At 69.9% G+C, this 18,496-nt stretch carries 21 protein-coding genes and 1 pseudogene; 9 read left to right on the forward strand and 13 right to left on the reverse strand.

The window, feature by feature from the left end; genetic code table 11:
* The first annotated feature begins 100 nt into the window (after window positions 1–100).
* The 3 genes from AORI_RS43050 to AORI_RS43060 are packed head-to-tail and all read left to right on the forward strand — an operon-like array spanning window position 101 to window position 2,647.
* A complete protein-coding gene (locus AORI_RS43050) occupies window positions 101–958 on the forward strand; it encodes a helix-turn-helix domain-containing protein (protein ID WP_037335949.1) in 858 nt (285 codons plus the stop codon).
* Window position 959: 1 nt separating this feature from the next.
* Window positions 960–1,775 (forward strand): SAM-dependent methyltransferase, encoded by an 816-nt coding sequence (locus AORI_RS43055; RefSeq protein WP_016330862.1) that lies wholly within the window; start codon window positions 960–962, stop codon window positions 1,773–1,775.
* Window positions 1,776–1,789: 14 nt separating this feature from the next.
* Window positions 1,790–2,647, forward strand: a complete 858-nt coding sequence (locus tag AORI_RS43060; RefSeq protein ID WP_016330863.1) for an SAM-dependent methyltransferase — start codon at window positions 1,790–1,792, stop codon at window positions 2,645–2,647.
* A gap of 7 nt (window positions 2,648–2,654) precedes the next feature.
* On the opposite strand, the gene AORI_RS43065 is transcribed toward AORI_RS43060, so the two are convergent.
* Both AORI_RS43065 and AORI_RS43070 read right to left on the reverse strand, forming a co-directional pair.
* On the reverse strand, window positions 2,655–2,927 hold the full coding sequence (locus AORI_RS43065) for a hypothetical protein (protein WP_016330864.1): 273 nt from the start codon (window positions 2,925–2,927) through the stop codon (window positions 2,655–2,657).
* Window positions 2,924–3,196 carry a hypothetical protein gene (locus AORI_RS43070; RefSeq protein WP_016330865.1) on the reverse strand — a complete coding sequence of 91 codons (273 nt, stop codon included), beginning with the start codon at window positions 3,194–3,196 and terminating at the stop codon, window positions 2,924–2,926. The genes AORI_RS43065 and AORI_RS43070 overlap by 4 nt, the downstream gene beginning before the upstream one ends.
* A 305-nt stretch (window positions 3,197–3,501) precedes the next feature.
* Here AORI_RS43070 and AORI_RS43075 point away from each other — a divergent pair, with 305 nt between their 5' ends.
* Window positions 3,502–3,756 (forward strand): DUF397 domain-containing protein, encoded by a 255-nt coding sequence (locus AORI_RS43075; RefSeq protein WP_016330866.1) that lies wholly within the window; start codon window positions 3,502–3,504, stop codon window positions 3,754–3,756.
* A 58-nt stretch (window positions 3,757–3,814) separates the two neighbouring features.
* Here the strand turns inward: AORI_RS43075 and AORI_RS43080 are convergent, their stop codons facing one another.
* The 7 genes from AORI_RS43080 to AORI_RS43110 all read right to left on the reverse strand — a co-directional run bounded on the left by AORI_RS43080 (window position 3,815) and on the right by AORI_RS43110 (window position 10,232).
* Window positions 3,815–4,363, reverse strand: coding sequence for a hypothetical protein (locus AORI_RS43080; protein ID WP_016330867.1), 549 nt, complete (start codon window positions 4,361–4,363; stop codon window positions 3,815–3,817).
* Complete coding sequence (locus AORI_RS43085) at window positions 4,356–5,486, reverse strand: hypothetical protein (RefSeq protein ID WP_016330868.1); 1,131 nt, start codon at window positions 5,484–5,486, stop codon at window positions 4,356–4,358. The genes AORI_RS43080 and AORI_RS43085 overlap by 8 nt, the downstream gene beginning before the upstream one ends.
* An 18-nt stretch (window positions 5,487–5,504) precedes the next feature.
* A complete protein-coding gene (locus tag AORI_RS43090; protein ID WP_016330869.1) occupies window positions 5,505–5,912 on the reverse strand; it encodes a FixH family protein in 408 nt (135 codons plus the stop codon).
* A complete protein-coding gene (locus AORI_RS43095; RefSeq protein WP_046199749.1) occupies window positions 5,909–7,357 on the reverse strand; it encodes a hypothetical protein in 1,449 nt (482 codons plus the stop codon). Before AORI_RS43095 ends, AORI_RS43090 begins: the two co-directional genes overlap by 4 nt.
* A 99-nt stretch (window positions 7,358–7,456) precedes the next feature.
* Window positions 7,457–8,308 (reverse strand): oxygenase MpaB family protein, encoded by an 852-nt coding sequence (locus AORI_RS43100; protein WP_016330871.1) that lies wholly within the window; start codon window positions 8,306–8,308, stop codon window positions 7,457–7,459.
* Window positions 8,305–8,853, reverse strand: a complete 549-nt coding sequence (locus AORI_RS43105; protein ID WP_016330872.1) for a TetR/AcrR family transcriptional regulator — start codon at window positions 8,851–8,853, stop codon at window positions 8,305–8,307. The genes AORI_RS43100 and AORI_RS43105 overlap by 4 nt, the downstream gene beginning before the upstream one ends.
* Window positions 8,850–10,232 (reverse strand): amidase, encoded by a 1,383-nt coding sequence (locus AORI_RS43110; protein ID WP_016330873.1) that lies wholly within the window; start codon window positions 10,230–10,232, stop codon window positions 8,850–8,852. The genes AORI_RS43105 and AORI_RS43110 overlap by 4 nt, the downstream gene beginning before the upstream one ends.
* 77 nt (window positions 10,233–10,309) lie before the next feature.
* Between AORI_RS43110 and AORI_RS43115 the strand changes: the two genes are divergently transcribed.
* Window positions 10,310–11,314: a D-cysteine desulfhydrase family protein gene (locus AORI_RS43115; protein WP_043848529.1), complete on the forward strand. Its 1,005-nt coding sequence runs from the start codon at window positions 10,310–10,312 to the stop codon at window positions 11,312–11,314.
* Window positions 11,315–11,392: 78 nt separating this feature from the next.
* Here AORI_RS43115 and AORI_RS82710 read toward each other — a convergent pair.
* Window positions 11,393–11,944 (reverse strand): annotated as a pseudogene (locus AORI_RS82710) (DUF998 domain-containing protein); the annotation flags it as partial.
* A gap of 53 nt (window positions 11,945–11,997) precedes the next feature.
* Window positions 11,998–12,771 carry a protein phosphatase 2C domain-containing protein gene (locus AORI_RS43125; protein WP_016330876.1) on the reverse strand — a complete coding sequence of 258 codons (774 nt, stop codon included), beginning with the start codon at window positions 12,769–12,771 and terminating at the stop codon, window positions 11,998–12,000.
* A 62-nt stretch (window positions 12,772–12,833) separates the two neighbouring features.
* Between AORI_RS43125 and AORI_RS43130 the strand changes: the two genes are divergently transcribed.
* On the forward strand, window positions 12,834–13,043 hold the full coding sequence (locus AORI_RS43130; protein WP_004559389.1) for a sigma factor-like helix-turn-helix DNA-binding protein: 210 nt from the start codon (window positions 12,834–12,836) through the stop codon (window positions 13,041–13,043).
* Window positions 13,043–13,567, forward strand: a complete 525-nt coding sequence (locus tag AORI_RS43135; RefSeq protein ID WP_016330877.1) for a Clp protease N-terminal domain-containing protein — start codon at window positions 13,043–13,045, stop codon at window positions 13,565–13,567. The genes AORI_RS43130 and AORI_RS43135 overlap by 1 nt, the downstream gene beginning before the upstream one ends.
* Before the next feature lie 372 nt (window positions 13,568–13,939).
* On the opposite strand, the gene yczE is transcribed toward AORI_RS43135, so the two are convergent.
* Complete coding sequence (gene yczE / locus AORI_RS43140; RefSeq protein ID WP_016330878.1) at window positions 13,940–14,572, reverse strand: membrane protein YczE; 633 nt, start codon at window positions 14,570–14,572, stop codon at window positions 13,940–13,942.
* A gap of 61 nt (window positions 14,573–14,633) precedes the next feature.
* Between yczE and yczR the strand changes: the two genes are divergently transcribed.
* Window positions 14,634–16,088, forward strand: coding sequence for a MocR-like transcription factor YczR (yczR, locus tag AORI_RS43145; protein WP_016330879.1), 1,455 nt, complete (start codon window positions 14,634–14,636; stop codon window positions 16,086–16,088).
* Between the two features lie 472 nt (window positions 16,089–16,560).
* On the opposite strand, the gene AORI_RS43150 is transcribed toward yczR, so the two are convergent.
* Window positions 16,561–17,649 (reverse strand): hypothetical protein, encoded by a 1,089-nt coding sequence (locus AORI_RS43150; RefSeq protein ID WP_123798259.1) that lies wholly within the window; start codon window positions 17,647–17,649, stop codon window positions 16,561–16,563.
* Between the two features lie 365 nt (window positions 17,650–18,014).
* Here AORI_RS43150 and AORI_RS43155 point away from each other — a divergent pair, with 365 nt between their 5' ends.
* The gene (locus AORI_RS43155) at window positions 18,015–18,488 is read left to right on the forward strand and encodes an RNA polymerase sigma factor (RefSeq protein ID WP_016330881.1); all 474 of its coding nucleotides are present in this window, start codon (window positions 18,015–18,017) and stop codon (window positions 18,486–18,488) included.
* Window positions 18,489–18,496 lie beyond the last annotated feature (8 nt).

Below are 18,496 nucleotides of genomic sequence, written 5' to 3' on the forward strand. Positions count from 1 at the left end.
GAACCCCGCAAGGTGAAGTACCCTGGGTGGGTTCGAGTATTCGCGCGCAGGACGGCGGGCAGCCGCGGTCCTGGTCTATGTGGTCCGGGAGAGCAAGGCGATGGCCAGCACCGTCACCTCGCGCCGGAAGCAGCTCGGGAACGAGCTCCGGCATGCCCGCAACGCCGCGCGGATGACACAGCAGCAGGTCGCCGAAGTGCTCGGCTGCACCCAGGGCAAGGTCAACAAGATCGAGTCCGGTGCCGTCGGGGTCAAGCTCGGGGATGTGCGATCGATGCTGAACGCGTTCGGGATCAACGGCGACGAGGCCGACACGTTGATGAACCTGGCCCGCGCCGCGGCCGGGCAGCGCGGCCACTGGTCCGGCTACCGATCCGTGGTGCCCCACTGGTTCCGCACCTTCACCGACCTCGAACCCGCGGCCGCGGAGATCCTCACCTGGCACGGCGAGCGCATCCCCGGCCCGTTGCAGTCCGAGCACTACATGCTCAAGCAGTTCACCGAAGCCGGCGCCACCGACGTCACCTCGCTGGTCCGCAACCGCTTGGACCGCAAGGCCGTCTTCGAGCAGCAACAGCCGCCGTACTACCGGTTCATCATCAGCGAGGGCGCCTTGCGCCGCGCTCCCGGCGGCTCCGCCCCGGCGGTGATGCTGGACCAGGTCGAACATCTGCTGGCGCTGGACAAGCATCCGCGCGTGTACGTGCACGTGCTTCCGTTCGGCGCGCGGCTCGCCGCCGTGCCCAACGACTTCACCATCATGCGATTCCCCGACCGCACCAGGGATTTCGTCTACATCGAACACTCCGCGGGCGGGTTGTACCTCGACGACGTCAAGGACTTCAACATCTTCGTGGACTCTTGGGACAGGCTGCGCGGCGCCGCGCTGGAACGCCAGGAAACCCGGCAGTTCCTCAAGGAACTCGCCGAGCTGTACAGAACACAGATGCAAGCCTGAGATGGATCCCCGGTTCCTCCCCGAAGGCGTGGACCTCGAGCGGCCCAACGCCGCCCGGATCTACGACTGGGCGCTCGGGGGCACCGCGAACTGGGCGGTGGACCGGGAATTCGGCGAGCAACTGGTCAAGACCTTCCCGCTCGTGCGCACGGCGGCCAGGGCGAACAGGGCCTTCCTCGGCCGCGCGGTCCGGTATTGCGCCGAGCACGGCGTGACCCAGTTCCTCGACCTCGGTTCCGGCGTGCCGACGGTCGGCAACGTCCACGAGATCGCCGATGACGTCGACGACGGCAGCCGGTGCGTGTATGTCGACAACGAACCGGTCGCCGTCGCGCACGCCAGGATCCTGCTGGAGAGGAACGGCGATCCGGCCAGGCACGCGGTGATCGGCGGCGACCTGCGCGAGGCGGACGACATCTGGGAACAAGCCTTCGACACCGGCGTGCTCGACCCGGCGAAACCGGTCGCCCTGCTCACCGTCGCGGTCCTGCATTTCGTGCCGGGCCCCGAACTGGCCGGCGTCATCGCGCGCTACCGGCGGCTCCTGCCCGCCGGTTCCTTCTACGTCCTGTCCCACGTCACGATGTCCGGCGTGGAGGGTGACGAGCTGGCCCAGATCCAGCGCGTCGTGAAGCAGTACGAACAGTCGAGCACGCCCGCGTCCTTCCGCGACCGGGAAGAGATCCTCGGTTTCTTCGGGGATTTCGACCTCGTGGCGCCGGGTCTGGTCCCGGTCGGCGCATGGCGGCTGGACGATCCCCGCTCGCCTGCGGTTGACTGCGCCATCGGCGGGGTCGCCCGCAAACCCGGTTCCTGACGAGGTGTGACGGTATGACGACGCAACACGACCCCATCGACCCGGTGGCCCCCGAGGGGGTCGATCTCGAACGGCCCAACGTGGCCAGGGTGTACGACTGGTTCCTCGGCGGTTCGGCCAACTGGGCCATCGACCGCGAATTCGGCTCGCAGGTGCTCAAGCAGTTCCCGGAGGTCAAGACCTTCGCCCGCGTCGGCCGCGACTTCCTCGGCCGCGGCGTGGGATACCTGGCCCGCCAGGGGATCACGCAGTTCCTCGACATCGGCTCCGGCGTGCCCACCGTCGGCAACGTCCACCAGATCGCGAGCGCGATCAACCCGGACAGCCGGGTCGTCTACGTCGACATCGAACCGGTCGCCGTCGCGCATTCCCAGCTGCTGCTGGAACGCGAGGGCCTGCTCGGGCGGCACGCGGTGCTGCAGGGCGACGTCCGGAATCCCGCCGACATCTGGAAACGCGCCCTCGAGACCGGCGTGATCGACCCGCGGCAGCCGATCGGGCTGGTCCTGGTCGGCCTGCTGTACTTCCTCGGCCCGGAGGAGCCCGTCCACGAGATGGTCCGGCAGTACCTCGATTTCCTGCCGTCCGGTTCGTACTTCCTGTCCTCGCATCTGACCGAGGACGGCGTCACGCGCAAGGAAGGCGACAACCGGGAGAACGTCCAGGAGCTCTACAAGAAGACCAGCGCGCCGTTCCACCTGCGGTCGCGCGCGGAGTTCGCCGCGTTCTTCGACGGGCTGGAGCTGGTGGAGCCGGGCATCGACTGGATGGCCACCTGGCACCTCGACGAGGCGGATTCCCGTGCCAGTGACCGGTTCGCGGACGACCCGACGTTCACCGGCGGCCTCGGCGGCCTGGGCCGCAAGCCCTGATCTTTCCTCAGGCCCGGCCGGTCAGATGCCCGATCAGGGGCGTCAGCTCGAACTGACCTTCGAGCGGCCGGCCGGTCCTGATCAGGTCCCGGTGCGCGCCCGGCGAATCGACTTCGGAGTTCCACGGCGGCTGCTTGCGCAGCGGCGCCTGGATGAGGCTGAACCCGAACCGCTGACGCAGTTCCAGGCCGATGGTGCGGTGGTGGTGCTTCGCCGAGGCCAGGCGTTCGTCCTCACGGCGGAACAGCAGCGTGGTGAGACGGACGGCCACGGCGGTCACACCCCCCGGCTCGGACGCGGCAACCGCGCCTGGTCGGCCGAACCGGCCAGGCCGAGGCAACGCTCACAGGGCATCCCCGAACCGACGGGGACCCATTCCAGGTGGTCGTAGGGCATCGCCGCACCACAGCGGGCGTGCAGGAACTCGGGGTGCGAATCCCTGGAGTGCAAGTCGAAAAGATGCGCGGAGCGGCGGCTTTCGCCCGCCGTCCCGGCCATGAGCCTGCCGACGGCGAGTACCGTCGCCGGCATGGTGTCCTGAATGATCACGCTGATCCTCCCCCACGAGGTCGGCGGTGGGTGGTCATGCGCCGCGGGGCAGACGTCCCTGCCGGTCATCTGCCGTCGATGGCCTGCCGAAACGGCGAACCGTACTGCGAGCGATTCACCAACAACCGAGCCCCGGCCGCTGCGATTAATCCTACTCCTGGAATAATCTTCATGTCGAGGGTGGGCGGAGTTGATCACCCACTTGGCCGTGCGGGATAGTCCCGTTGAGGCAGGGAGAAGCCGGGACGGTGACGGTTCGCGCAGGTCGCGGCCGCACCCCCGACCGACGTTCGGAGGTACGACCAATGGCCGATTATCCATCGGCGGCGGATTACGATCCGACCACGGCCGTGTCGCTGTTCGACGACTCCGCGTGGGAGAAGTCCTTCGCGAGCGAGCCCAACGGGGGGAACTGTGTCGAGGTCAACCTCGCCCGTGAAGGCCTGGTGGGGGTCCGTGACACCAAACTGGCCAACAGCCCTGTCTTCGTCTTCGATTCCGGTGAGTGGAACGCCTTTCTCAAGGCGGTCAAGGCCGGACAGTTCGATTTGAGCCCATGAAGAAAGGCTCGCGCGTCCGCCGGGACACGCGAGCCATCCGATCTTCGGTCACTTCGAGTCACACCGTCGCGGGAATTCCGTTCTCGCGTAGCCGGGATTTCGTCCGCCGCCACGCGACGGCGATCAGGACGGCGAGGACGATCAGCGGGATCAGGCTGATCGACCAGCTCACCGCCATCGGCGGCCCCGGCTGTTCGAGCACCGCCAGATCACGGAGTTCTCCCGCGCCCTTGCCCGCGGGCCCGTCGATCTCGAACCGGAACGTCCACGAGCCCTGCGTCTGCAGGGCCCGGATGTCCAGTCCCCACACCTCCAGTTTCCGCGGATGCTTCGCCAGCGGCTGAGGACGGCCCAGCCGCCCGGTCTCCGGATTGAGGAACGCGAGCGTCCCCGACTTCCCGGCGATCCCGTCGTCCGGGATGAACGTGAAGTCCAGCGATTGCATGGCGCGCAACGGCCACGTGCTGAAACCGACGGTCATCCCGTACGGCCCCACCTGGACCCGTTCGGTGTGGACGATGTTCACCGGTTCGTAGGCGTTCGCCGCGGGCGTGGTCGCGAACAGCAACCCGATCGCCGCCGCCAAGGCCAGCAATGTCTTACGCATGCGCGTTCTCCCCCTTCGCCGGGGCCAGCAGCCTCAGCATCCCGCCGAACCGCCACCCGGCGAACCCGCCGAGCAGCCCGACCACCGCACCGGCGGCACCGGTGGCGAACACGACCGCCCAGGGCATCCGGTCGGAGCCGTAGACGATCGCGTTCTGGATCGGCATGCTCGCGCCGACCAGCAGCCCACCGATCACGCCTGCCAGCACCGAAACCCGGCCTGCCGGCCAACGGCGTGAGAGCAGGTACACCGCTTCGAGCACGGCAGCGATCGGCAGCAGCGCCATCGGCATCATCGACGGCATCGCGGGGACGCCGTCGATGTAGTCGCGCATCGGCAGGCCGACCGCGCTCGCGTACGCCTCGGCGGCCCACGGTGAGAACCACCAGGTGACCGCTTGGATGACCGCCAGCGCCGCGGCGACCCGGACCGCTCCGCCCGGCCTTCCCCAGAACCCGGCGCCCGCCGAGACCAGCAGCACCGAAAGCAGCGCGATACCGACGGAAACGACGTCGAGACCGTCGACGTCGATCTGCTGCAGTCCCAGCACGGTCACCGTGCTGAACGCGATCAGCACCCCGAGGCTGCCGACCACGCCGACGGTGCCCCAACGGTGTTCCCGCGCGGCCGCGAACACCATGACCGTGCCGATGACGCTCAGCGTGATCGACAGCAGCAGCCCGATATGCGGCGGCGAGTCGATCACCGCGTCGAAGCCGTACAGGCCGTGCCACCACTGATCCCACAGGCCGTACAGCAGGAACATCGCCGCGCCCGTCCCGGTCACCAGGTAGCCCGCCGGTGCGGCGAAGACCTTGCCGAAGACGTTGATCGCCCGGCCGCCGACCCGCGCGTCGACCGGACGTCCCGCCCGGCGCGCGGCCGTCGTCATCAGCACGACCACGAGGCTCGCGAGCCCGGAGATCGCGCTGCCCGAATACAGGAACAGATGCGGCATCGTGAAGAACGTGTCCGGGCCGACGTCGCCGTGCCACTGGATGTCCCAGGTCAGCCCGACCAGCGAGATCACCGATCCGGCCAGCACCGTGCCCGCCGGTACGAGACCGGTGCGTTCACTGCGCGCCACCGGGACGGCCCTCGCCCCTCCCGCGGTGAGATCCATACCCCCGACCTCCCTCTCTTACTTGACCAGCAAAGGAAAAACGTGCTGCGTGGCGCCGGACGGCCCGCGCAGTGAAACGGTGATCTCCCATTGCCCCGACATCGGCAGCAGGACGTCGCCGGTGCGGAACCGGCCCGGCCCCTCCGCGATCGCGGGCGACGGGGCGAGCGCGTGCCCCATCCGCGGCATCACGGGTTCGAGCGTGACGACGTCCGGCGTGGCACCGGTGACGGTCAGCGCGAAGACATTGCCGCCCTGGCGCGGATCCTCGACCGAAAGCTGCACCGTGTACGGGCCCTGCGTCGAGCGCTGCACCTGCGCCCCGCCGCTGCTCGGCCACACCAGCCACGCCACGATCGCCACCGCGAGCACGGTGACCACGGAGATCAGCAGAACCGGCCTTCGTCTGTCCACTGTGGAACTCACTGCGGTGCCCCTTCCGCCGGGACCTCGATCTCCATGGGCACGGTGAGCACCGTGTAGTCGCGTTCGGCCTGGAGCCAGACGCGGTACGTGCCGGGTGTGGCGAAGGTGTAGGTGAACGGGACATCGGGGCCGTACGCGGCGACCGTTTCATCGGGTTTGTCCGGCATGCCCGGCGACTGCGGGATCATCGAGTGCACGTGGGCCCAGGTCGGCGCGGCAGCGGCATCCGCGCCGACCCGGTGGTCGCCGGTGATCGGGCCGACGACGATGAGGTGGCCGAGCATGCCCAGCCAGGGTTGGAGATCCGCATGGGCGAAGCGCGCGGTGATCGTGGTCGGCGTACCCGGCCGCACCTCGACGTCGACCGGATTCCCTTGAACGACCCGCTTTCCTGCTCCGGCGGGGACGGGTTCGGCGGGCGAGTCCGTTCCGGCCGCGACACTCATCGTGCTGCGGACCAGTTGTACGCCGCCGCCTCGCCGGGCGAGTTCCGCGGCGACGGCGTAGGTCCCGGCCTCGGGCGGGGTGAACTTCACCCGGTAGTCACCGGGGCCGACACGCACGGGATGCAGATGCCAGAGCCTGCCCGTCGGCGAGATGACGACGAGGTGGATCAAAGCGTTGTCGTGCACCAGAAGATCGTCGACCGGGCGGCCGGTCGCGCCGTCGGCGAGGGCGAGGCGCACCTGCGCGAGCGCGCCCGCGCGCGCGTTCGGCGAGTGCACGGCCAGATTCACCGGCGGGCGTGAGAAGTCCACTGTGGACATCTGCGCGTTGGCGTACGGGTCTTGGACGTTGTCGATCGTCGGGTCCAGTGCCGCGCCGGGTGCGGGCGGCGGCGGGGTGGACGCCGACAGCATCGCGCCGGTGACCGCGACCGCGAGCGCGGCGACCATCCCGCCCGCAGGGATCAGCGCGAGCTGCGGCCGCCGGACGCGCATCGCGACGACGAGACCGAGCACCAGGAACACGCCCGCGGCGACGAAGCCGCCGAAGGTGGCCTTCTCCCACGGAGGGATGACCCTGGCCGGGACGATGAACGGGATCGACGCGGTGTCCGTGCCGTCGTCGAGGCCGAGTTCCCACGGGCCGGGCTGATCGACGCGCAGCTGTGCCGCATGGGCGCTGGGTTTCCCGTCCAGCCGCACCGTCGTTTCGGAAAACGTGGTTCCGGCGGCGGACGCGCGCAGTTTCAGCGTTCCCGGCGCGCTTCCGGTGTGCGTGACGATGTCGACGTGCAGCGGGCCGGGCGCGATGTCCATCCGCCGGAGGATGACCGTGAGATCCCGGGTGCCGAGTGTCTGCGCGACCTGGACGTCCGCGCCGCTCGACACGCCGTCCGCCCGCGCGGTGCCGGACAGCAGAACGGACGCCAGCGCGCAGAGCACGAGTACGCGGGCGATGACCATCGGCGCCGTGCGCCGCCCCCTCGGTGAATTCCCCATCCCGGCTGAAGTTAACGACGACGGCCCGGGAAAGCGTCACAGCGCCGGGTGAATCGGGGTCCCCCGTAAAGGGGACGGCGTCCCTTACTCCGGTTGGGGTCAGCCCCCGAGGAAACGATACGCGCGGGGATGCGCCCGGAACCAGACGTTGAGCCTGCCGATCCGCCGCACGAGCGAAGACCGCAACGTCACCGGCACCAGGCCGCCGAAGAGCCGCACCACACGTCGGAATCTGTCGAATCGACGCTGGTCACGAGCGGTCCACTGTAGACCGAGCCGATCTCGCAGGGCGGGCGGCAGTGTGGCGCGGATGACGAACATCTGTCCTCGATGCTGCCACCGCTGAAGCCGGACCCATCGTTTGTCGGGCAGCCAACGCCATGGTTTCTTCACCGTCCGGATCGTTTCGAACAATGTCGAAATCGTTTCGTTCGGGCCGAAACCGTCGATCATGTCCGCGTAATACCGCTCGAATTCGGGCCACGTCGGCGGCAGGTCTTGTTCGCGCAGGCCGAGGAGCCGCCCGACGTCGCACATCTGCGCGTAGTATTCGTCCACTTCGGACGGAGTCATCGGCGTGCCGTAGAACCTTTGTGTGTCAACGGGAACCATGACGAGCGTGGCGTGTACCCAGGCATACGCGTGCGGGTTCAGCGCGCTGTAGCGGCGGCCGTCGTCGACGCCGGTGAACGACCGGTGCAGCGCGCGCAGCCGGTTCGCCTCGTAGCGCGCGCCCTCCGGGCCACCGTAGATGTAGATGGACAGCGACGCGGCCGTGCGCATCAGCCGGGTCCACGGATCCTCGACGTAGTCGGAATGATCCCGCACCCCGGCCGCGACGACCGGATGCGCGACCTGCAGCACCAGCACCTGGCCCGCCAGCAGCCCGGCCCGGAAGTCGCCGAAGTACTTCCACGCCGCCGTCCCCTTGACGATCGGCGGACCGGTCATGACGCGCCGCGGACGAGCATCATCAGCGACTGCGCCACTCCGACGCCGTCGTCTCCGGTGGCCAGCCTGCGCAGCTGCAGGCCGGCGATCAGCGCGACGACCGGACCGGTCAGCCGTTCCGGCGACGGCACGCCGAGCGTTTTCAGGATCACCAGCGCGAGTTCGTCGTACGCGGCGAAACAGCGGGCGGCCGCGTCCTGGAGTCCGGGGTCGCGCGCGGCCTGCAGATACAGCTCGTGCGCGCCGAGTTCGTCGGTGCCGAACGGCAGTTGTCCGATGACCTGCTCGACCACCGACGCGGCCTGCTCGACACTCAAGCCCTGCTCGCGGTAGGCGTCGACGAATCCGGTCAGCTTCGTGGTCTCTTCTTCGACGAACAGCAGCATCGCCTCACGCAGCAAGGCGGTCTGGCTGGGGAAGTGGTAGGTCAGCGTGCCGAGCGAGACGCCGGCCGCGGTCGCGATCCGGCGGTTGGTCAGCCCGCCGACCCCCTGTTCCCCGACCACCTTGAGGGCGGCGTGAAGGATGGCCTCGCGGGTGTTCACCAAGCGGTCTCGGGTTTGCGGTCCTGCCACCGTTCGACCTCTTCCAGTTGCGCCGCCAGCGAGATGAGCCGCTCCTCGGCGTGCGAGGGGCCGAGCAGCTGACCGCCGAGCGGCAGGCCTTCCGGGCTCAGCCCGGCCGGGACGTTGACCCCCGGCCAGCCCAGCACGTTCCACGGCCAAGCGTAGGGGCACGCGGCGATCATGGCCTGGTCGGTCTGCCAGCCGGAAAGCTTGTCGAAGCTGCCGATCCGCGGTGGCGGCGTGGCGGTGGTCGGCGTGAGCACGACGTCCACCCGGCCGAACACCGAGCCGATCTGCCGTTGCAGCAACGGTTCCGTGGCGCGGGCGAGCCGCAGCGCCGGGCCGGCCAGTGCCGAACCCTGCCGTGCGTTGGCACGCGTGCGCGGATCGAGCCGCGCCTGGTCCGGGACGCGGCGGGACCAGTCACGCACGCCGACGAGCGAACGCGGCAGGAAGGTAAGGCCGATCAGCCGGTAGTCGGGTTCGATCTCGACGATCTCGTGGCCCAGTTCGGCGAACCGCTCCGCGAGCCGGACGACGGCCGCGTGCGCCTGCGGGTCGAGCCTCGTTTTCGTCGCGGTGAAAGGGATCCGCGTGGACAGCCCGATCCGCATGCGGCCCGGCTCGCGGCGCGCGGCCGCCTGGAACGCGGTGCCGGTGCCGGCGGCGACGTCGAGCAGGAGGGCCGCGTCGGCGACGGTGCGCGCGAGCGGGCCGACCACGGTCAGGCCGTGGAAGAGTTCGCGTCCGGTCGGGACACGGCCGCGCTGCGGTTTGATCCCGACCAGATCGGTCCACGCGGCCGGGATCCGGATCGACCCGGCTCCGTCGGAACCCAGCGCGGCGGCGATCACCCCCGACGCGATGGCCGCCGCCGCGCCGCCCGAGGAACCGCCCGGGGTGCGTTCGGTGTCCCACGGATTGCGGGTCGCGCCGAACGCGGGGCCTTCGGTGAACGGCCATTGGCCGAGTTCCGGGGTGTTGGTCTTGCCGATGAGTACCGCGCCCGCCTCCCGTAGCGCGGCGACCGGCGGGGAATCCGTTGTCGCGATGGAGAAATCGCCCTCGCAACCGAACGCCGTCGGCAGTCCCGTGACGTCGAGGTCGTCCTTGATCGCGGTCGGGACGCCGAGCAGGGGAGCGGATTCGCCGTCGGCCAGCCGCCGGTCGGCCTCCTCGGCCTCGCGAAGGGCTTCTTCGGCGCGAAGGCACTTGAAAGCGTTGAGAACGGGCTGGCTGGCTTCGGCCTTTTCGAGCGCCAAGCGTGTGAGCTCGACGGATGTCGTGGCTCCGGTGGCGAGCATCGAGGCCTGTTCGGCGAGGCCGGTGAACGCGAGGTCCGTCTTCGAGGTGGTCATGGGTTCCCCCCTGCAGGTTCTCGTTCGTTCAAACGAACGATACCACCGAGTAGCCTCGGTGTGGTTACGTGAAGTTCATGAACCTCGATCGCTTCCCCCGCGTCGACCTCGGCGGCTACCCGACGCCGCTGCATCCCGCACCCCGGCTGGGCGAGGCCCTCGGCCTGCCGAAGCTGCTGCTCAAACGGGACGACGTGCATCCGCTCGGGGTGGGCGGCAACAAGCTGCGCAAACTCGAGTTCCTGCTCGGCGCGGCGATCGAGAACGGCGCCGACACGGTGATCACCTTCGGCGCCTTGCAGACCAATCACGGCCGCCAGACCGCCGCCGTCTGCGCGAAGCTCGGGCTGCGATGCGAGCTTGTGCTGACGGCGAAGGTCCCGCGCGACGGTGACGCGTACGAACGGTCCGGCAATGTCTCCCTCGACCATCTCTTCGGCGCGAACGTGCACATCTGCCGCGACGGCGAGGAGACCGGGAAGACCTACGACCGGCTGATCACCGAGGCCGCGGCCGAGGGGCGCCAGGTGGCGACGTTCCCGGTGGGCGGCTCCGACGGTGTCGGGGCGCTCGGCTACGTCGCGGCCGCGCGCGAGATCGACGGCCAGCTCGCCGAGCTGGGGATCACCAAGGCGAGGCTGGTCGCCCCGCACGCCAGCGGCGGGACGTCCGCGGGGCTCGTCGTCGGCACGGCGGACCTCGACCGGCTGACGCTGGACATCGCCTGCGTCAGCCATCCGGTCGACGAAGCCCTCGACAACCTGGCCGACCTCACCATCGCCGCTTCCGCGCTGCTCGGCACCGAGCCGCCGTCACTCGACGGGTTGCGCATCGACGACCGTACGATCGGCCCCGGCTACGGGATCCCGACCGGCGAGACGTGGGACGCGGTGCGGCTTTTCGGCCGCACGGAAGGAATCGCGCTCGATCCCGTGTACACCGGCAAAGTGGGCGCCGCGCTGATCCGCTGGGCCGCCGAAGGCCATTTCGCGCCCGACGAGCACGTCGTCTTCCTGCACACGGGCGGGCTGCCCGGCCTCTACGGCTACGCCCCCGAATTCGCCGACGCGGTGCGCCGCTGACGCGACCTTCAGCATCCCGGCGATCAGGATCACGTGTGCCACCAAGGAAACCCGCTGCATGACCCCGACCGGCGCGATGTCGGTCAGCGTCTTGAAGAACGGGATGTCGGACAGGCGCACGAAGATGAAGCTGAGCCCGAAGACGACGAGACCGGCCGCGCTGCCCCATGCCAGGCGCCCGACGAGCCTGGCCGCCGGGGTGCCGCGCAGGTTGTCGCGCAGGGTGAAGCCGGCGGCGGGCAGGCTGAGGAAACCGATGAGGCACGCGTACAGGTGGATCTCGCCGCTGACCGGGTCGGGGAACTCGGGGTAGCTCGCCGGGAAGATCGCGGCCGCCGCCAGCCCCAGCGACCACAGCACGAACAGCAGTTTCGTGGTGCGGCTGAGCGGGATCCCGGCCGCGGCCAGCGCGCCGAGCGCGGTGAGCGAGCCGATGGACAGGGAGAGCACGCTGGCGCCGAGCATGCCGGTGCCGCGGTCGACGTAGGCGTAGCTGGAGAGCGTGTCGAACACCGGATCGCGTGAGCTGATCAGGTGGAGCACGACCATGGTGAACAGTGCCCAGCCGATGGCCGCGCCCGACGCGATCAGCCACGGTCTCGTCCGCGATCTCTCCCCAGGGAACGTCATGCGTCCAGCGTGCTCGCGCGGGCGCGGATTTCCGATCCGGGAAGCCCCCGGTTTTACCCTGGGGCTACCCCGAAGTCGACCAGTACCAGTAGCTGGTCATCGTGCCTTTTCGCGCGGGGCCAGCGCTCGCTGTCGGGGTCCTGTTTCTCCGCCGTGCGCACCGCGTCGAGGACGGCGTCGGGGCCACGCTCCCGGCTGATGGCGAGCACCTCCGGCCAGTCGAACAAGCCGTACTCGTCGACGCCGATCGCGACGCCGTCGGTGGCCAGGAGCAGGGCGTCGACCTCCGAACGCGGCCAACTGCGGCGGACGGCCTCGGCGGCGGCCGTGGGTTCCGCTTCGGCGACCCAGAAGCCGTCCGGCGCGTTGCGTTTCGCGCGGACGTCGGCGCCTGTGCGGAGCTGACCGCTTTCACGCAGCGAGACGAGCCTGTCGTCGGTGAGCGGGTCCGCGCCGGAGGGACCGAAGGCGACGATGGGGCTGTCGGCGAGCACCAACCCGTCGACGGTGTCGTCCGTCCAGCGCGCGATCGCGACCGTGCTCGACGGTGAACGTCCCGGCTCGAGGCCCTCGCGGCGGGCGACGTCGGCGATCGACTCGGCCAGCAACACCGCGAGATCGGCCTGGGGTTCCGCGGTCAGCGCCCGCGACAGGCTGTGCACGAGCAGGCTCGCGTACCAGCCGCCGGACGGCAGATCCGGCCTCGGCGCCGTCGCCCCGTCGAGCACCACCACGGCGTTGCCGAGGACGGCGACGTGGTCTTCGGTCGGGCGCGTCGATCCGTCCGCGCCTACTCCGTCCCTTTCCGCCACTGCGATTTCGACCATGTCCCCGACCCTAACTGTCAACCGAGGTTGACGCGGGCGGGATGTCAACGTAGGTTGACGTCATGACCGAAGCGACAGATCTGGCCGCGCGAGCCGGCGACCGCGATCCCCGGGTGGGATTGCGCGCCGTCGCCGCCTTGCGCCGGCTGTTGGAACAACTCGAGGCCGTGCAGGTCCGCAGCGCGCGGGTGCACGGCTGGTCCTGGCAGGAGATCGCGGCCGAGCTGGGGGTCAGCAGGCAAGCGGTGCACAAGAAGTACGGGAGGCATTGATGTTCGAACGTTTCACGCCCGAACTTCGCGAGGTCGTCGTCGGCGCCCAGCGGGTGGCGTCGGACGAGGCGTCCGCGAACGTCGACCCGCTGCACCTGCTGACGTCGCTCTCCCGGGGCACCGGCGTGCTGACCGCGCTCGGCTGCCCGGCGGACGAACTGGCCGACGACCTCCGGCGCGTCCGCCGCCGGGGCGGGATGAGCGACGCCGATGTCGAGGCGCTGAGCGGGTTCGGCATCGACGTCGAGCACATCGTCGAGCGGGTCGAGCAGACCCACGGCCCGGGCGCGCTGACCGGCGGGCAGCGCGCCGGACGCGGACATCGGCCGTTCACGCCGGAGGCGAAGAAGGTGCTGGAGAAGAGCCTTCGCGAAGCCATCGACGTCGGCAGCAAGCGCATCGAAGGGGAGCACCTCCTGCTCGCGCTGACCGCCGTTCCCGGCGTGGCCGCCGACGTGCTCGCGCAGCGGGGCATCGACTACCTCGCCGTGCGCCGCCTCCTTGAGCAACGAGAGGCCAGCTGATCCGCTCGTGAGCGGTAAGTCAAAGGTGGTGCACCCGCTCAGGCATCCGATCGATGCCTTTATGTCCGTTTCCGGACGGGGGTTAGAACCACCCAAATCACTCACGACCCGGGTCTCAAGTGGCCAAATCGGGCATTTTACCCTTGAAAGTGTCCCTTATGGACAGTCGAGAGCGCGCCAGGTCTCCGTGGCGAGCACTCACGAGGCCGTGCCCCATCGCGCCGCCGCTCTTGCTCGTCCGGCGCTTTCGCGTGATCCGACGGACGACACGGGTGTCTGGATGGACGACACGCTCGCGGCCGGGGGCTATGGCGCGAGACGTCCGCCTGATCACGCGTGTCGTCCATCCCGACACGTGTGTCGTCCGTCCAGTCACGCGTGGGCGCGCTCCCGCCACACGACGTACGGCAGGAACGCCTGGGTCAGCGGGCCGATGGCGAGCGCGTAGAGGACCGTGCCGACGCCGACAGTGCCGCCGAGCAGCCAGCCCGCGGCCAGGACGGTGATCTCGATGAGGGTCCGGACGAGGCGGATCGACTTGCCCGTCCGGGCCGCGAGGCCGGTCATCAGGCCGTCGCGGGGGCCGGGGCCGAGCCGCGCGCCGACGTAGATCGCGGCGGCGAGACCGTTGAGCACGACCCCGGCGACGAGGTTGAAGATCTGCCAGCCGAGCACGTCCTGGTCCGGCAGGAAGAGCCGCACGAGGTCGACGGTGAGCGAGATGACCACGACGTTGGCCGCGGTGCCGATCCCTGGCCGCTGCCGCAGTGGGATCCACAGCAGGAGAACGAGGACCGACGCGATCGCGGTGACCGTGCCGAACGAAAGACCGGTGATCTTCATCAGGCCTTCGTGGAGCACGTCCCACGGGTCGAGGCCGAGTCCCGACCTGGTCAGCATGGCCATGCTGCCGCCGTAGAGGGCGAGCCCGCCGACGAGCTGGAGCGAACGGCGGGTGGTGTCCTGGGAGATGCCGACAGGTTTGAGGTCGAGGTTGAGTGCCACGTGTGCACCATCAGGGGTAAGTGGCTACCTTGACCATGGCCAATCTGGAACAATTGGCCTTATGGAACCGCTGATCCCGCTGACTGGACGCGTTTCGGGGCCAAAATTGGCCATCTTGCTGGGAAGTTGGCGGCAGAGTGGTTCTCGACACGGTGCCGCGGATCTGGCGGCCGCCGTCGAGCTGTTGGTGCTCGACGGCAGGCTGCCGCTCGGCACGAAACTGCCCGCCGAACGGGAGCTCGCCGAGGCGCTGGACGTCAGCCGCACGCTGATCGGTGCCGCGCTGGACAAACTGCGTGCCGACGGCCTGGTCGCGAGCCGTCGCGGGGCGGGCTCGTGGATCGCGGCCCCCGGCGGCCGCGGCCGGAGCGCGATCCTGCCGACCGGCGAGGACCTCATCGACCTCGCCCAGGCCTGCCCGCCCGCCGTCGCCGGCCTGGTCCCGGCCGTGGACGCCGCCCGGAAGGCGCTGGTGGACCACCTCGGCGAGAACGGCTACCAGGTGCGCGGCCTGCGGATCCTTCGTGAGCGGATCGCCCGCCGCTACACCGAACGCGGTCTGCCGACCAACGCCGAGCAGGTGATGGTCACCAACGGCGCGCATCACGCGTTCGTGCAGATCCTGCGCATGCTGGCCGGGCCCGGCGACCGGGTGCTCGTCGAGCAGCCGACGTATCCGAACTCGCTGGAAGCCATCGGTGCCGCGCACGCGATCGGGGTTCCGGTGCCGTTGGACCCGGTCACCGGATGGGACGTCGTCGGCATCGAGGCCGCGCTGCGGCAGTCCGCGCCGAGGCTCGCGTACTTCGTCGCGGACTTCCAGAACCCGACCGGCCTGCGCATGGACGCCGACGGCCGGGAGCGGCTCGCGGCCGCGCTGAACCGCACCCGGACGCCGGCGATCATCGACGAGACGCTGGTCGAGCTGGACCTCGAAGGCGATCCGGCGGACGGCCCACCGCCGCTGGGCGCGTTCCTGGGCGATCTCGGCATCACGATCGGCTCGGCGTCGAAATCGCACTGGGCCGGCCTGCGGCTCGGCTGGATCCGCGCCTCCGAGGACATCATCGGGAGGCTGGTCGCCGCCCGGTTCGCCGTCGATCTCGGGTCGCCGGTGTTCGAGCAGCTCGTTCTCGCGGAACTCCTCGACGACGGCGGGGCCGCGCTCGCGCACCGCCGCCAGGAGACGCTGGCCCTCCGCGACGCGCTGACCGGGGCGCTCAACTGGTACTGCCCGGAGTGGACGTTCACCGTCCCGCCCGGCGGGCTCTCGCTGTGGTGCCGTCTGCCGGAGCCGATGAGCACGCGGCTGGCCGTCGCGGCGGCGGGACACGGGGTGCAGGTGGCGCCGGGCTCGCGGTTCGGTGTCCACGGCGGGCTGGAGCGCTGGCTGCGGCTGCCGTACGCGCTTCCGGCCGAGACGCTCTTCGAGGCCGTGCGCCGTCTCGGCGCGGCGGCCGCTTCGGTGGCCGTGACTCCCGCCGTCGCAGCCCCGGTCGCCGTCCAGGTCACCTGATTCCCGCATTTCGTCCTCTGAATGCGGGCCGGGAACGGAAATAGCCGGTGCGCCGGCGGGGCGGCCGATGCTCCAGGGAGGGCATCGGCGCCGCACGACCAGCGCACCGGCTATCCGGCCCGCCCCGAGGCCGAAACCTCGCAGGCGGGCACCGCGGCGGTTACCCGGCACAGCCCCTCGACGTGCCGGGAACCGCCCGCGGTTCAGGCGGACTTCGAGCTTGGCCGGCTCCTGCTCGGCGCGGTGAGCAGAAGCCCCCGGAGTCCACCCGGTGCTGGTCCCGGCGCCGCAGGGGCAGCGCGGCGCCGGGGCCGGGATCCGAACCGGCCGGGCGCGGTCGGCCGTTCGGAAAGACTTTGGGGTTGCCTGAAAAGGGGCAGGCGAAAGCGGCTTATGCCAGAGGATTCACCAGGCGTCGAAACCAGAAGTTGATCTTGGTTTGGACGTGGTTCTCCCCGGCGACCCGGTCAGGTCAGTCGGGGGAGGTGGCCGGAAGCGCGGCTTCCCGGCCGGTGCGCTCGCCTTCGTGGTCGCAGCCGGTTCCGATGAGCTTCAGCTGCGTGGCGGGCATTCCGGAGTCGAGCACGGCGAGCGGCCCGCGGCCGCCGCCGGTGTTGTCGTGACCCGGCTGGACGGTCGTGGTGGGCGCGACCGGGGCCACCGGGGCACTCGGCAGGCCACCGCCGCCGCCCGAACCGCCGCCGTCCGGGGACGCGTGCGTGTCGGACTCGGCGGGCGCGGCCGGAGCGGGCTTGACGTCGTGCTGGACCCGGACGGGCAGCGTGACGCGGTGGTGCTGGCTCGCCGCGACCGGAACAGGGGTCTCGGCGGGGACGAGCGGACGCGGGTCCGGCGTGGCGGGTGCGGCCGGAGTGACGACGGCCTTCGCCGGGACGGCGATGGTGACCGAGCCGCTCGCCGACTCGCCCGAGCCGCCGCCGAAGACGGGGTCGAGCATGTCGCCGGTGCCCGGCAGGATCACCGGGGCGCCGCCGGCGCAGCACGGATTCGGCGTGATGATCGGCGAGACGACCTGGTCGCCGATTCCGTCGACGACACCGACGACCCCGCCGACGGTTTCGACGACGCCACCGACCGTGGTCGTGACGACATTCAGCACGCCGCCGATGAGGCCGCCCAGCAAACCGTTGGACGCCTGGGGCTTCGCGGTCTTCGTTTCCGGCTCCGGAGAAGAAGTCTTCTCGACGGAACTCGTGCTCGAAACGGCCGCTTCCTCCACAGTGGCCTCGGGCTCTTCGCTCGGAACGGGAGCGGGCTCATTCGAGGTTTCGGTGGGCTCAGCGGATTTCGTGGTGCCGGTCGTGGTGGAGTCCGAAGTGGACTCGTTCGGAGTAGTCGTTTTCCCGGATGCGGCTTCGTCCGCGGGCTGCACCACGGAGGTCTCCGGCGTCACGGGAAGTTGTTCCTCGGCCGAGGCCGGGGTGCTCAAAACGGCGCCGAGGAGCCAGCCGGTGAGCGCGAGCCCGCCCGCGAAAAGAATTCGCATGCCGGTCTTGCGGGAGGTGAGGTCGTGACGGCGCACGACTGCCGCACCACTCACAGCAATCACCACCGTCCGCGCCTGAAACCCACGTTTTCCGCGTGAGTTCGATCTTTCTTGGGGTCTCTTCCGGTCAGGTCGCAGTTCCCCCGGGGCTGCACCAGTTTTAGCACCGGAGGGGAGTGTTTCACCTCAGCCGCCGTCGATCCAGCCCGTTAGGCGGAACGACGCAACCGGCTCCGGTGCCTGGAGTACCGAAGTTGATCACTCTCGGTGTGTGCCCGGCGGCCATCCGGGGACGGGTGGAACTACTCAAATCCTCGGTGACCTGACCTTTTCCGGATCCCGGATGCGGTGTGTGCCGTCGAAGTCGCGTTCGGTGATCGGTGCGGCGGGCGCAAGCCGCCGGGAGGGGAAGGTCCGGGATGTGGGACGTGAACGCGGTGTCGGCGGCGGTGCTCAAGGTGCTGAAGACCTACCGGCTCAGCGAAGCCGACGCCAAGGACATCTGTCAGGAGGCGTGGCTGGAACTACTTCGCGTGCCAGGCGCGCTACGCGACGAAGCGAAGCTCGGGGCTTGGCTGACCACCACGGCGCGGCGTCGCGCGCTTCGGATGATCACCAGGAACAGGCGGGAAACGCCGCGTCCGCTGCCCGGCGCGGAGACGACCCCGGAGGCCGAGGTCGTCCGCGCCGAACGGGACCGCGCGCTCTGGGCGGCCGTCGATCGCCTGCCGGATTCGCATCGACGGCTGGTGCGGCTCCTCGCGCACCGGCCGGAGCTGTCCTACGCCCAGATCGCGGGGGAACTGGGCATCAGCCCGGCCAGTGTCGGCAGGCTTCGAAGACGGTGTTTGGACCGGCTCAGACGGGCACTCGAAAAAGGCGGCTGGGCGTGAACATCGGA

The sequence above is a fragment of the Amycolatopsis keratiniphila genome, from assembly GCF_000400635.2.
Lineage (GTDB): Bacteria > Actinomycetota > Actinomycetes > Mycobacteriales > Pseudonocardiaceae > Amycolatopsis > Amycolatopsis keratiniphila.